13 protein-coding genes are annotated in these 13334 nt (G+C 72.0%); 5 read left to right on the forward strand and 8 right to left on the reverse strand.

Annotated features, from left to right (window positions below; genetic code table 11):
* Positions 1–63: 63 nt before the first annotated feature.
* From ACFY6U_RS29360 to ACFY6U_RS29370, 3 genes are read right to left on the reverse strand one after another with little or no spacing between them, the layout of a single operon-like run.
* Entirely contained in the window at positions 64–438 is a 375-nt protein-coding gene (locus tag ACFY6U_RS29360) for a roadblock/LC7 domain-containing protein (RefSeq protein ID WP_390043009.1), read from the reverse strand.
* Positions 439–495: 57 nt separating this feature from the next.
* The gene (locus ACFY6U_RS29365; RefSeq protein WP_390043011.1) at positions 496–1293 is read right to left on the reverse strand and encodes a hypothetical protein; all 798 of its coding nucleotides are present in this window, start codon (positions 1291–1293) and stop codon (positions 496–498) included.
* Positions 1290–1640 carry a hypothetical protein gene (locus tag ACFY6U_RS29370; protein WP_390043013.1) on the reverse strand — a complete coding sequence of 117 codons (351 nt, stop codon included), beginning with the start codon at positions 1638–1640 and terminating at the stop codon, positions 1290–1292. The genes ACFY6U_RS29365 and ACFY6U_RS29370 overlap by 4 nt, the downstream gene beginning before the upstream one ends.
* 162 nt (positions 1641–1802) lie before the next feature.
* Here ACFY6U_RS29370 and ACFY6U_RS29375 point away from each other — a divergent pair, with 162 nt between their 5' ends.
* Positions 1803–2168 carry a hypothetical protein gene (locus ACFY6U_RS29375; protein WP_390043015.1) on the forward strand — a complete coding sequence of 122 codons (366 nt, stop codon included), beginning with the start codon at positions 1803–1805 and terminating at the stop codon, positions 2166–2168.
* A 110-nt stretch (positions 2169–2278) separates the two neighbouring features.
* Positions 2279–3271, forward strand: coding sequence for a porphobilinogen synthase (gene hemB / locus ACFY6U_RS29380; RefSeq protein ID WP_390043017.1), 993 nt, complete (start codon positions 2279–2281; stop codon positions 3269–3271).
* A gap of 59 nt (positions 3272–3330) precedes the next feature.
* On the opposite strand, the gene ACFY6U_RS29385 is transcribed toward hemB, so the two are convergent.
* Positions 3331–3549 (reverse strand): hypothetical protein, encoded by a 219-nt coding sequence (locus ACFY6U_RS29385; RefSeq protein WP_390043019.1) that lies wholly within the window; start codon positions 3547–3549, stop codon positions 3331–3333.
* 335 nt (positions 3550–3884) lie between these two features.
* Between ACFY6U_RS29385 and ACFY6U_RS29390 the strand changes: the two genes are divergently transcribed.
* Positions 3885–5078, forward strand: coding sequence for a PLP-dependent aminotransferase family protein (locus tag ACFY6U_RS29390; RefSeq protein ID WP_390043021.1), 1194 nt, complete (start codon positions 3885–3887; stop codon positions 5076–5078).
* Positions 5079–5186: 108 nt separating this feature from the next.
* Here ACFY6U_RS29390 and ACFY6U_RS29395 read toward each other — a convergent pair whose 3' ends face one another.
* Positions 5187–5960: a DUF4253 domain-containing protein gene (locus tag ACFY6U_RS29395; protein ID WP_390043023.1), complete on the reverse strand. Its 774-nt coding sequence runs from the start codon at positions 5958–5960 to the stop codon at positions 5187–5189.
* Between the two features lie 127 nt (positions 5961–6087).
* On the reverse strand, positions 6088–6939 hold the full coding sequence (locus tag ACFY6U_RS29400; RefSeq protein WP_390043025.1) for a helix-turn-helix transcriptional regulator: 852 nt from the start codon (positions 6937–6939) through the stop codon (positions 6088–6090).
* An 85-nt stretch (positions 6940–7024) separates the two neighbouring features.
* Between ACFY6U_RS29400 and ACFY6U_RS29405 the strand changes: the two genes are divergently transcribed.
* Positions 7025–7816, forward strand: a complete 792-nt coding sequence (locus tag ACFY6U_RS29405) for an SDR family NAD(P)-dependent oxidoreductase (protein WP_390043027.1) — start codon at positions 7025–7027, stop codon at positions 7814–7816.
* A gap of 165 nt (positions 7817–7981) precedes the next feature.
* Here ACFY6U_RS29405 and argS read toward each other — a convergent pair whose 3' ends face one another.
* Complete coding sequence (gene argS / locus ACFY6U_RS29410; RefSeq protein ID WP_390043029.1) at positions 7982–9739, reverse strand: arginine--tRNA ligase; 1758 nt, start codon at positions 9737–9739, stop codon at positions 7982–7984.
* Positions 9740–10092: 353 nt separating this feature from the next.
* On the opposite strand from argS, the gene lysS reads away from it, so the two are divergent.
* Positions 10093–11832, forward strand: a complete 1740-nt coding sequence (gene lysS, locus ACFY6U_RS29415) for a lysine--tRNA ligase (protein ID WP_390043031.1) — start codon at positions 10093–10095, stop codon at positions 11830–11832.
* Positions 11833–11901: 69 nt separating this feature from the next.
* On the opposite strand, the gene ACFY6U_RS29420 is transcribed toward lysS, so the two are convergent.
* Positions 11902–13245 carry a DUF2637 domain-containing protein gene (locus ACFY6U_RS29420; RefSeq protein ID WP_390043033.1) on the reverse strand — a complete coding sequence of 448 codons (1344 nt, stop codon included), beginning with the start codon at positions 13243–13245 and terminating at the stop codon, positions 11902–11904.
* Positions 13246–13334: the final 89 nt, after the last annotated feature.

Here is a 13334-nt window from a genome sequence, read left to right on the forward strand (position 1 = left end):
CCCCTGTCGTCGGTCGGCTGCGGGCCGGTGAGGGCTGGTCGCGCAGTTCCTCCCCCAGCGCCCCTATCGGGGCGCGTCGTTGGCGAGGATCTTCTTCAGGTTTTCGACCACCGTTGGGATCTCGCGGTCGAAGGCCAGGCCGTCCACGCCCTCGTCGGTGACGACGGCCAGGAGGGCTCGGGTGCCCACCGCCGTGACGATGACGTGGCCCGCGCTGCACTGGGCCGTGAGCTGGCGGAGGGTGCCGGTGTCGCCCTGGTCGGCGAGGCGGTGGCCGAGGGAGAGGGCGGCGGAGGCCACGGCGGCCATGGACTCGGGTTGGGTCTTGTCGGTGTCGCTGGCCACCACCAGTCCGTCCACGGTGGCCAGGGTGGTCTCACGGACGCCCATCACCCGGTCGCGCAAGGAGACGAGGATGTCCTGCACGGGATCGTTCATGGTGGCTTCTTCCTGTGCTGTCGTGCTCGGCGGTGCGTGGGCCACCGCTGCCCGGGACTAGCGCTTGCGGCGGGGGAGGGGGGTCGACGACGGGCGCGGTGCTGCCGTGGGGGGAGCGGGTGGGGTGCGCGGGGCCGTGCTCGGGCGGCCGGCGGGGGTCGCGGACGGGGGCTGGAGGAGGCCCAGGGCCAGGAGGTCGCGGAGGTCCAGCATGACGGCGAACAGGCCGCGGCCGAGGGTGAAGGCGATGTCCCGGGGGGTCCTGCGGCCGTCGGCCACCGCCATGAGGTTCCGGTGGCGGGGCGAGAGACGGGCGGTCTGACGCGGGTCGCGGGCGGCCGGGGCCGGTTCCAGGCGGTCGCGGGCGAAGCGGGCGGTGGCACCGCGCTCGTTCGCCAGCAGGCGGATGCGGCGGGTGTTCTCGGTGACCAGGCGGTCGGGCGGTACCGCGACGCCCGTGTCGAGCAGGGGGCGGGGATAGGTCACCTCCCAGCCGTCCGGGGTGGTCAGGGCGAGGGCGAAGGCCGCGTCGAACAGGGCCGCCTGGCCGGTGATCTCCAGTTCGGCGGCGCCCAGCAGGCCCTCGGCGACCAGTTCCAGGGCCAGGCGTGCGGGGTCGGCGCCGGTGGCGCGGGCGGCCGTCCAGTCGTCCTCGGTGATCCGGTGCGACTTGAGGAGGAGTACCTCGACGCCGGGGGCGCCGGGGGTCTCCATGCCGACGACCATGCCGTCGCGGACGTGGATGACACCGCCCGGGGCGCCGGAGACCAGCACCGCACAGGAGCGCCGCTCGGCGTGCAGGCCGGCCAGCAGGGCGGGGACGTTGCGGGCGGCGGCCGGTGTCTCCCGCGTCATGCGAGCAGTCGGTCCGTGTGCTCGGCCAGGTCCCGCAGCGCCCACGTGATGTTCGTACGGTCCCGGTCCACCAGGGCGAACAGCAGGAGCGGGTCGCCCTGCCGGTCGACGCGGGTCGTCACATGGTGGTGGGCGGCGGTGGTGACGACGATGCTCTCCAACTCGCCCGTGAAACCAGCCCTGTTGAGGTGCATGGTCGCCGAGTGGGCGGTCTCCTGGGCGTCCTGGGCCGGTTCCGGGGTGCCGTACTCGGCATAGGAGAGGCCGGTCACGCCGTCCAGGAGGGCGGCCGCGGTGACGCCGGGCGTCCGTCCGACGTCGCGCAGGACGGTGTCGAGCAAAGCCATGAGTTCCCCCTCCCGACCCCTCGGTCGCACAGTACTTTATTGCCAACTGTTGCAACACTGGCCAAAGATGACGCTTATTCGGACTCGGAGAGGTCAGGGAGCAACCTCCGTCGAACTGCTTGCGTCCGAGTCGACCCACGTAAGGAAATCGAGGGCACCAGCGTGAACATCGAGACAGCGCTCAAGGAAGCCATGAGCATCGACGGGGCCGTCGGGGTCGCCCTGGTCGACTACGAAAGCGGTATGTCGCTCGGCGTGCTGGGCGGCGGACCGCACCTGGACCTGGAGTTGGCGGCCGCCGGGAACACCGAGGTCGTCCGCGCCAAGCAGCGCACGCTGAAGTCCATCGGCCTCGACGACGAGATCGAGGACATCCTGATCACGCTCGGCGGCCAGTACCACCTGATCCGTCCCCTGACCAAGGCCGGCGGCTCGCTCTTCCTCTACCTCGCGCTCGACCGCGGCCGGAGCAACCTCGCGCTGGCCCGGCACAGCCTCAGGAAGCTGGAGGGCGAGCTGGAGGTCTGACCTCCCGGTGCCGTGGCGTCCCCGCCCACCCGTGCGCGGGTCGGGCGCCGACGTCGAGTCCGACGCCGAGTCGGCAAGCGCGCTCTTGTGACGGGCGTAGCGTAGAGGGCATGACGAAGTACGGCTCCTTCCCCGGCACGCGGCCGCGACGGCTGCGGACCACCCCCGTCATGCGGCGCATGGTCGCCGAGACCCGGTTGCACCCCGCGGACTTCATCCTCCCGGCGTTCGTCAGGGAGGGCGTGAGCGAGCCGGTGCCGATCGCCGCCATGCCCGGCGTCGTGCAGCACACCCGGGACAGCCTGAAGAAGGCGGCCGCGGAGGCGGTCGAGGCGGGCATCTCCGGGATCATGCTGTTCGGGGTGCCCGAGGAGAGCAAGAAGGACGCCCTCGGCACGCCCGGCACCGACCCGGACGGGATCCTCCAGGCCGCGTTGCGCGACGTGCGCGCCGAGGTCGGCGACGACCTGCTGGTGATGTCCGACCTGTGCCTCGACGAGACGACCGACCACGGGCACTGCGGGGTGATGGACGCCGAGGGCCGTGTCGACAACGACGCCACCCTGGAGCGGTACGCCGAGATGGCCCAGGTGCAGGCCGACGCGGGCGCCCATGTCGTCGGGCCCAGCGGGATGATGGACGGGCAGATCGGCGTCGTGCGCGACGCGCTCGACCAGATCGGGCGCGAGGACGTCGCGATCCTCGCCTACACCGCCAAGTACGCCTCCGCCTTCTACGGCCCCTTCCGCGAGGCCGTCGGGTCCTCGCTGAAGGGCGACCGCAAGACCTACCAGCAGGACCCCGCCAACGTGCGGGAGTCGCTGCGCGAACTCGCCCTCGACCTGGAGGAGGGGGCCGACATGGTGATGGTCAAGCCGGCCGGGCCCTACCTCGACATCCTCGCGCGGGTCGCCGACTCGGTGGACGTGCCGGTCGCCGCCTACCAGATCTCCGGCGAGTACTCGATGGTCGAGGCCGCCGCCGAGAAGGGCTGGATCGACCGCGAGCGCGCGATCCTGGAGACCCTGACCGGCATCAAGCGGGCCGGCGCGCAGAACATCCTCACCTACTGGGCGGTGGAGGCCGCCCGGATGCTGGGCTGAGCGCGGACACCGGCGCCCCTGTCCTGCGCCCCGGCGGACGAGATTCCGCCGGGGCACTTTCACGACGTCTGCGCGGGCGTCCGTGCGGGCGTCGACGCCGGGGCCCGAGCAGGGCTGACGGCGGGCCGGACGCGGGCCGCGGAGGAGGACGGGCCCTCGTCGCGTACGCCCTGGCCGTCCCGGCATCCGCTCAGTGCGGTCGCGGCGACCAGCGCCAGGGCGGCCGCCGCCAGGAGACGGCGGCGGCCGGGGGCCGGGGTGCGGTGCGGGACGGACATGCGAGGGCTCCCTTGGCGATCTCGGCTCGCGCGGCGTTGAGGGTGGGGGGTGAGCGGTGGTGTTGACGTGCCCTCAGCCTGTGGGGCGGCCCGCCCCGACCGCCAGAGCCGACGGGAGATTCGGGACGCCCGAGCGCGGTTCACGCCTGTGAGCTGCGTGGATCCCGCCCCGTGGGACGGCGGAACGGGACGTCCGAAGCCCGCGGAAAGGCCGCGCCGGGGGTCCCGGCCCGCTGCCCCCTGCCCCGCCCGTCCGGATCGCGGAATTACGGGTGTAGGCGGCACGTACCTCTCTAGGCTCCCGCCAAGACGAGGATCAGCCCAAGGAGCCGTCCATGACCCTCACCCCTGCCCCCGCCCCGCTTCCCCCGCTCGCGGACCGGACCCGGACCGTCGGCGGGTCACCCGTGCGGGAGATTCTCGCGGTGACCGCCCGGCCCGAGGTGATCAACTTCGCGGGCGGGCTGCCGGCCCCCGAGCTCTTCGACCGGGAGGGCATCGCGGCCGCCTTCCGCACGGTGCTGGAGGAGGCGCCGGAGCGGGCGCTGCAGTACTCGACGACCGAGGGCGAGCCGGCACTGCGGCAGCGGCTGGCGGCGCGCATCGCCACGCGCGGCCTGCCCACCGCGGCCGACGACCTCCTCGTCACCACCGGCTCCCAGCAGGCGCTCTCCCTCCTCGCGAGCGCCCTGATCGACCCCGGGGACACGATCCTCGTCGAAAGCCCCTGCTATCTCGCGGCACTTCAGGTGTTCGGGCTGGCCGGAGCACGCGTGCTGCCCGTGCCCGGGGACGCGGACGGCGTGGACCCGGCCGCCCTGGAGGAGCTGATCCGCGCCGAACGGCCCAAGCTCCTCTACCTCGTCCCGACCTTTCAGAACCCCACCGGCCGCACCGTGCCCGCCGCCCGCCGGGCCGCCCTGGCCACGGTCGCCGCCCGGCACGGTCTGTGGGTCATAGAGGACGACCCCTACGGCGAGCTCCGCTACGACGGCGACCACGTCCCCTGGATCGCGTCCTTCCCCGGCGCCGAGGACCGCACGGTCCTGCTCGGCTCCTTCTCCAAGGTCATGGCCCCCGGCCTGCGGCTCGGCTGGCTCCGCGCCCCCGCCGCCCTGCGCCGCGCCTGCGCGGTGGCCAAACAGGCCGCCGACCTGCACACCCCGACCCTCAACCAGCTCGCCGCCGCCCGCTACCTGGACGTGCTGGACGCCCACGTCGCCAAGGTGCGCGCGGTGTACGGCGAACGCCGCGACGCCATGCTCGCCGGACTCCCCGACGCCCTCCCGGCCGGCTCCACCTGGAACCGGCCCGAGGGCGGCATGTTCCTCTGGGCCAGGCTCCCGTCGTCGTACGACACCACCGCGCTGCTCCGCCAAGTGGTGGACCACAACGTCGCCTACGTCCCCGGCGAGCCCTTCTACGCCGCCGACCCCGACCGCTCGACGCTGCGGCTGTGCTTCGTGACGCAGACGCCGGAGGAGATCGGGGAGGGGTTGCGGAGGCTGGCCAAGGGCTTGGGCGGCTGAGCGTTCCGCGGGTTACGCGGTTCGTTCTCTGCGGGCCGGTGGGGGCTGGTCGCGCAGGTCCTCCCCCAGCCTTCGGCCGGGGGCACCCCCAGCGCCCCTTACGGGGCGCTAGTCCCACCAGAAGTGCCACAGCCGCTCGCCGACCAGCTGCTCGGCGTACGACGAGAGGGTGTCGTCGGCGCCGGGCAGCACGGTGTACGGGCAGAACGCGAAGTGCTCGGCGGCGACCGCCTCTGCCGCGTCGAGGTCGGCGGGCGGCGCGGCGACGGACAGCGCGAGGTGGTCGAAGCCGAGCGCCACCACCCGGATGCCGAACCGGTCCTCCCAGGAGCGCAGCACCGCGCACAGCCGGGCCACGTCCTCCTCGTAGTTCACCGGGCCGCTCCAGCCGATGGCCGCGGGTATGTCCGCGCTGCGCCGGGCGGACACCAGCGCCAGATGCGGCTCCTTCAGCCAGGGCCGTCCCTGGCTCAGCGCGTCGGCGACGTCCGCGGCCCGCGAGTCCGGGTCGGCGACCAGCGCCGGAGAGGGGGCGAGCCCCGGCCACTCCTCGCCCTCCGGCGGGTCCTCCTCCCAGTAGTCCTCCAGCACCTCGTCGGCGTCGTGGTCCCCCGGGTACGACGTCTCCCCGGGCGCGAAGTCCCAGTCGTCGACCTCGGACACGTCGATGAGCACCGGCAGCAGCCCCGCACGCGCGGCCGGCGCGCCCAGCGCGGTCCAGGTCCCGGGCCCGGCGGGCTGCCCGGCGTACCACAGCAACGGCGCGTGCCACGGGCCGTCGAGCGTGTCGTCGAGCAGCGTCCCGGGCGGGAGTTGGAGCCCAAGTGACCGACCACTGGGGTCGGTCGCCAACTTGGGCAGCGGGTTGGGAAGAGTCGCCATGGCGATGACTGTAAGGGGCGTCACTGACAACGCCGGACGCGGTTGTCCCACGGACACTCGGCAAGGTGGTCTGGGCCGAGTTCGAGCGCTCGGTCGGGACGGGCGTACGGCGGTGACCGCCGGGGCGCTACGGCAGATACTGACCGGCCCCTGCTCCCAGGACGTTCAGCAGGGCCAGGGCCTCGGCGTCGGGGGATCCCGGCGGTGCGCTGAACAGCACGAGGTACTGGTCGCGGTCGGTGAGGGCGAGGGTGTCGCAGTCGACGGTGACCTCGCCGACGGCCGGGTGGCGGAAGGTCTTCGTGAGCATCGGCGCGGCCTGCACGTCGTGCCGCTCCCAGAGCCGGGCGAAGTCGGGGCTGGTGTCGCGGAGTTCGTCGACGAGTCGGGTCACGGCGGGATCGGTGGGGTAGCGGGCGAGGGTGGTGCGGAGCTGCATCACGACGCCGAGGCGGAAGTCGGCGGCGTCGGAGATCCCGTACAGCGGAGCTTCGGTGCGCTCCGGTCCGGGAAAGGCCCGGCGGGCGAGGTTGCGGTCCGCGGGGGCGAGCGGGGCGAAGTCCTCCATGAGCGCGGCGGCGAGGTCGTTCCAGGCGAGGACCTCGCACGCGGCGGACATCACGAAGCCGGCGGTCTGCGGCAGCCGTTCCAGGAGCGTGAGGATGCTGGGGCGGACGTCGCGCCGGTGCAGTCCCGTACGGTTCGGGGCGGTGCCCGCGAGGACGTGGAGGTGGTCCGACTCCGCGTCGGTGAGCCGCAGCGCTCCCGCGATCGCCGCCAGGACGTCGCCCGAGGGGCGTGGCGCCCGGCCCTGTTCGAGGCGGATGTAGTACTCGGTGGAGATGTGCGCGAGGACCGCCACCTCCTCGCGGCGAAGCCCTGGCGTGCGGCGGCGCGGGCCGGAGGGAAGGCCGACGTCCTGCGGGTGGAGTCGCTCGCGGCGGCTGCGGAGGAACGCCCCGAGTTCCTGTCTGTCCATACGCCCAGTGTGCGCGCCGCCCGGCGGCGGATCCTGGTACAGCCTGTGCCTGTATCCGGCCGGCGGCCGACCGGACGCTGTTGCCATGACGAACAACACGAACACCACCGAAATCGGACCCGCCGGCCTGCTCGACGGCAAGGTCGTCTTCATCACCGGCGCCAGCCGTGGCATCGGCGCGGCCGCGGCCCGGCTCTTCGCCGCCGAGGGCGCCGCCGTCGTGCTCGCCGCCCGCAGCACCGACGCCCTCGACCGCATCGTGAAGGAGATCCGCGCCGACGGCGGCACCGCCGACGCCGCCACCCTGGACCTCGCCGACAGCGCGAGTATCCGCGCCGCCGTCGATCGCGTCGAGGAACTGCACGGACGGCTCGACGGTGCCTTCAACAACGGTGCGGTGATCCAGCGGCCCGGCCCGGTCGACACCACCTCAGACGAGGACATCGACAAGCAGTTCGCCGTGAACTTCCGCGCGCACTGGACCGCCATGAACGCCGAGATCGCCCTCATGCGCCGCACCGGCGGCGGGGCCATCGTCAACACGTCCAGCATCGGCAGCCGCCGCGCCAACCCCGGCCTGCCCGCCTACGGGGCCATGAAGCGCGCGCTCGACAGCCTCACCGAGACCGCCGCGGTCGACCTGGCCTCCGCCGGCATCCGGGTGAACGGCATCACCCCCGGCGGCACCGCCACCGAAATGATCGACGAATGGGAGGCGGCGACCCCCGGCATCATCGAGGGGATGAGCGCGAGGATCCCGATGGGCCGGATGGGCGAGCCCCGGGAGATCGCCGAGGCGGCCGCCTGGCTGCTCAGCGACCGCGCCTCGTACGTGACCGGCGCGATCGTCCCGGTCGACGGCGGCGCCGGCGCCTGAACAGGAGCTACCCGGTTCCGGGCCGCTCCTCGCCGTCGGTCCCGCCCGACGTCGCGGACGCGGTCGAGTTCCTCACCGGCGAGCCGGCCCGCTGGATCAGCGGACAGCAGCTGCTCGTCAGCGGTGGCGCGCTGAGCTGATCACGCGCCACCGCCGGCGGACCGGTCAGAGCTTCTCCGGCGTCCGGATCCCCAGCAGCGCCATGCCCTGGTGCAGGGTCCGGGCCGTGATGTCGCACAGGAAGAGGCGGTTCTCCACCTGCTCCGGGGTCTCGGCCTTCAGGACCGGGCACTTGTCGTAGAACGACGTGTACAGGGACGCCAACTGGTACAGGTACGCGGCCAGCTTGTGCGGGGCGTACTCCGCCGCCGCCTCGAAGACGGTGTCGCCGAACGCGTCCACGTGCAGGCCCAACGCCCGCTCCGCCGCGTGCAGTTCCAGCTCCGGGTGCGCGGCCGGCCGGACCTCTCCCGCCTTGCGGAGGATCGACCGGATACGGGCGTACGCGTACTGGAGGTACACCGACGTGTCGCCGTTGAGCGAGACCATCTGGTCCAGGTCGAACTTGTAGTCCCGGTTCGGCGACGTCGACAGGTCCGCGTACTTCACGGCGCCGATGCCGACCTGCTGGGCCCGCTCCTGGATCTCGTCCTCGGTCAGGTCCTGCGCCTTCTCCCGGACCACCTCGGCGGCCCGCTGCACCGCCTCGTCCAGCAGGTCCTCCAGCCGGACGGTCTCGCCCTCACGCGTCTTGAACGGCTTGCCGTCCGCGCCCAGCACCGTGCCGTAGCCCATGTTGTGCGCCGTGACGTCGTCGGTGAGCCAGCCCGCCCGCCGCGCCGTCTCGAAGACCATCTTGAAGTGCAGCGACTGGCGGACGTCCACGACGTAGATCAGGGACGTGGCCTGCAGGTCCTGGACCCGGTTGCGGATCGCCGTCAGGTCGGAGGCCGCGTAGCCGAAGCCGCCGTCCGCCTTCTGCACGATCAGCGGGACCGGCTGGTCGTCCTTGCCCCGGATGTCGTCGAAGAAGACGACCAGTGCGCCTTCGGAGCGGACCGCGACGCCCGTCTCCTCCAGGAGCCGGGCGGTCTCGGGCATGCCGTCGTTGTACGCCGACTCGCCGACGATCTCGTCGTCCCGGATCTCCATGTCCAGCTTCTCGAAGACCGAGTAGAAGTAGACCTTCGACTCGTCCACGAACCGCTGCCACAGCTCCAGCGTCTCCTTGTCGCCGGACTGCAGGGCGACCACCCGCTTGCGCGCCCGCTCCTTGAAGGCCTCGTCCGCGTCGAAGACCGCCCGGGACGCCTTGTAGACCCGGTTCAGGTTCGACATCGCCTGCTCGCCGTCCGTGTCGGTCTCCGCGGACAGCTCGTCCGGGTTCTCGATCAGGTGCTGGATGAGCATGCCGAACTGGGTGCCCCAGTCGCCGATGTGGTGCCGGCCGATCGTCCGCTCGCCGGTGAAGTCGAGCATGCCGCGCAGGGCGTCGCCGATCACCGCGGAGCGCAAGTGGCCGACGTGCATCTCCTTGGCGACGTTCGGCTGCGCGTAGTCGATCACCGTGATGCCCGGCTCCGCCTTCGCGGGCACGCCGAGCCGGTCGCCGTCCGCGTACCGCGCGGCCAGGTTCCCGGTGATCGCCCGGTCGGAGAGGGTGATGTTCAGGAAGCCGGGTCCGGAGACCTCGACGTCCCGGATCAGGTCCGCGCCGGTGGTGAGGTGGGAGACGACCTGCGTCGCCAGCTCCCGCGGGTTCGCCTTGGCCCTCTTGGCGGCGGCGAGGATGCCGTTCGCCTGGTAGTCGGCCCGGTCGCTGCGTCGCAGCAGCGGGTCGACGGAGGCCTCCGGCAAGGTTGCCGAGAGGGCGTCGGTGAGCTGCTGGTTGACGGAGGCGCTGAGGGACGTTACCGGGGCCATGGGGTGGGAGCCGTTTCTCCTCGGGGGGCTTGGTAGACGGCTCCAGTATTTCACGGGGGGCAAAGGGGTTTTTGCGGCTACGAGCTCGGGGGGTCCGGTGCGTGGCCGGGTGCGGCGCCGTGTGGGCTGGTCGCGCAGTTCCCCGCGCCCCCAAGCGACGGCTGCGCCGTCGGCTGGTCGGGCAGTTCCTCCCCCAGCCTCCGGCCGGGGGTGCCCCCCGCGCCCCCAGACGGCGGCTGCGTCGCCGATCAGGGGCGCTTCGATAACCCGTTTTCGTGGATTCGACCTCGGCTGGGACAATGGAGCGGTCAGCCGTGCGACCGTACCGGCTGTCCCGTGCCAGAAAGAAGGACGTGCCGATCGTGGCTCAGAGCACCGAGACCACCGACTGGGTCTCCCGTTTCGCGGATGAGGTCATCGAGGAGTCGGAGCGTCGGGCCCCGGGCAAACCGGTCGTCGTCGCGTCCGGGCTCTCGCCGTCCGGGCCCATCCACCTCGGCAACCTCCGCGAGGTCATGACCCCGCACCTGGTCGCCGACGAGGTCCGGCGGCGCGGGCACCAGGTCCGGCACCTGATCTCCTGGGACGACTACGACCGCTACCGCAAGGTGCCCGCCGGTATCGCCGGGGTCGACGAGAGCTGGGCCGAGCACATCGGCAAGCCGCTGACCTCCGTGCCCGCGCCGAAGGGCTCCGCGTTCCCGAACTGGGCCGAGCACTTCAAGGCCGCGATGGTCGAGTCGCTGGCCGAGCTCGGTGTGGAGTTCGACGGGATCAGCCAGACCGCGCAGTACACGTCCGGTGTGTACCGGGAGCAGGTGCTGCACGCCATGAAGCACCGGGGTGACATCGACGCGATCCTGGAGCAGTACCGGACGAAGAAGGCCCCCAAGAAGCAGCAGCAGAAGGCCGTCGACGAGGCCGAGCTGGAGGCCGAGGAGGGCTCGGGCGCGGCGAGCGAGGACGACGGCTCGTCCGGCACCGCCGGGTACTTCCCGTACAAGCCGTACTGCGGCGGGTGCGGGAAGGACCTGACCACCGTCACCGCGTACGACGACGACACCACCGAGCTGACGTACACCTGCAACGAGTGCGGCTTCTCCGAGACCGTCCGGCTCAGCGAGTTCAACCGCGGCAAGCTGGTCTGGAAGGTCGACTGGCCCATGCGGTGGGCCTACGAGGGCGTGATCTTCGAGCCCAGCGGTGTCGACCACTCGTCGCCGGGGTCCAGCTTCCAGGTCGGCGGGCAGATCGTCGGGATCTTCGGCGGGAAGCAGCCCATCGGGCCCATGTACGCCTTCGTGGGCATCAGCGGCATGGCGAAGATGTCGTCCTCCCGGGGCGGGGTGCCCACCCCGGCCGACGCGCTGAAGATCATGGAGCCCCAGATCCTGCGCTGGCTGTACGCCCGGCGCCGGCCCAACCAGTCCTTCAAGATCGCCTTCGACCAGGAGATCCAGCGGCTCTACGACGAGTGGGACAAGCTGGACGCCAAGGTCGCGGACGGATCCGCGCTGCCCGGCGACATCGCCGCGCACGCGCGTGCCGTCCGCACGGCCGGCGGCGAGCTGCCCCGGACGCCGCGCCCGCTGCCCTACCGGACCCTCGCCTCCGTCGCCGACATCACCGCCGGGCACGAGGACCAGGCGCTGCGCATCCTCAGCGAACTGGACCCCGCGAACCCGCTGGGATCGCTGGACGAGGCCCGCCCGCGGTACGACAAGGCCGAGGCCTGGATCAACACCCAGGTGCCCGCCGACCAGCGCACCATCGTCCGCGACGAGCCCGACGCCGAACTGCTGAAGTCCCTCGACGAGGCGTCCCAGCAGTCCGTACGGCTTCTGCTCGACGGGCTCGCCGAACACTGGTCGCTGGACGGGCTCACCCACCTCGTCTACGGCGTCCCCAAGGTCCAGGCCGGCTTCTCCGCCGACGCCACGCCGAAGGAGCTGCCGCCGGAGATCAAGACCGCCCAGCGGACGTTCTTCGCCCTGCTCTACCACCTGCTGGTCGGGCGGGACACCGGCCCGCGGCTTCCCACGCTGCTGCTCGCCGTGGGACAGGACCGGGTACGGGCCCTGCTCGGGGCGTGACACCGACACCGGCATGAAGAAGGGGCCCTCCGCAGAGGAGGGCCCCTTCTTCATGCCCCACGGGCTCGCCTACGCGATGTGGTCTTCCTGGAGCTCCGCCGTGTGACGGTTGGTGAAGCGGTTGACCATGCGCTCCGCGTCACGTTGCGCCAGCGTCATGCCGTAGGTCGCCTCCACGTCACCCCTGAACTGGCTCGAACTCGGGTAGCCGCCGTCGATCGACTTCTTGAAGACCAGGTAGAAGTCCTCCTCCGTCGGCTCCGGCGGGCCACCGCCCTCGCCGAGCTCACGCGTACGGCCCGGGCCGGAGGGGATGGGGAAGCTGCCGGTCGTCTCCGACGGGGACTCCTCGGGAAGAGGCTGCTGCTCCTGGGGCACCTGCTCCGGCGGGAACTGCTGCTGGAGCTGCGCCTGCTCGTACTCCTGCAGTTGGCGCTGGTACTGCTCCTGCTCCTGCTGGTACTGCCAGGCCGCGTACTGCTCCTCGGAGAACTGGGGCTCGTACGTCGGGTCGTAGTCACCGTGGTACTCGATCTGCTGCGGGTTCCTGGCATGCAGCCAGGGGTTGACCTCCGGGTCGGGCGGTAGCGGCGGCTCCGGCTCGGACGCGTACACAGGCTGCTCGGGACGGGGGCCCGGGACCAGCTCCGGGCGCTGCCCGCCGGCGGGCGCCGCCTGCTGCGGGGCGGGGGCCGCGACGGCGGCACGAGCGCCCGCAGCCGACTCGGCAGCGGGCAGCAGCGCCGGAAGGTCGATGCCCGCCGCCGCCAAACCGTCCGGGGCCGTGTCCGCCAGCGGGACGCCGTACTTGGCCAGCCGCAGCGGCATCAGGGACTCCACCGGAGCCTTCCTGCGCCAGGCCCGCCCGAAGCGGGACCGGAGCCTCGCCTGATAGACGAGACGTTCCTGCTCCAGCTTGATCACCTGGTCGTAGGAGCGCAGCTCCCACAGCTTCATCCGGCGCCACAGGAGGAAGGTCGGCACCGGGGAGAGCAGCCAGCGGGTGAGGCGCACCCCCTCCATGTGCTTGTCCGCCGTGATGTCCGCGATCCGGCCGATCGCGTGCCGGGCGGCCTCGACCGCCACCACGAACAGCACCGGGATCACCGCGTGCATGCCCACACCCAGCGGGTCCGGCCAGGCCGCCGCGCCGTTGAAGGCGATCGTCGCGATGGTCAGCAGCCAGGCCGTCTGCCGCAGCAGCGGGAAGGGGATGCGGATCCAGGTCAGCAGCAGGTCAAGGGCGAGCAGGACGCAGATACCCGCGTCGATGCCGATCGGGAACACATAGGCGAAGTTCCCGAAACCCTTCTTGATGGCCAGCTCACGGACGGCCGCGTACGAGCCGGCGAAGCCGATGCCGGCGATGATCATCGCGCCGGTCACGACCACGCCGATGAGAACGCGGTGCATCCGAGTCAGCTGCATTGGCGCGGCCACCGGTACTCCCCTCCCCTTGCGTGTTGTTGCGCGCAACAGGGTGGCACATCAGTGCGGCGCAC

The organism is Streptomyces sp. NPDC013157, assembly GCF_042899865.1.
GTDB lineage: Bacteria > Actinomycetota > Actinomycetes > Streptomycetales > Streptomycetaceae > Streptomyces.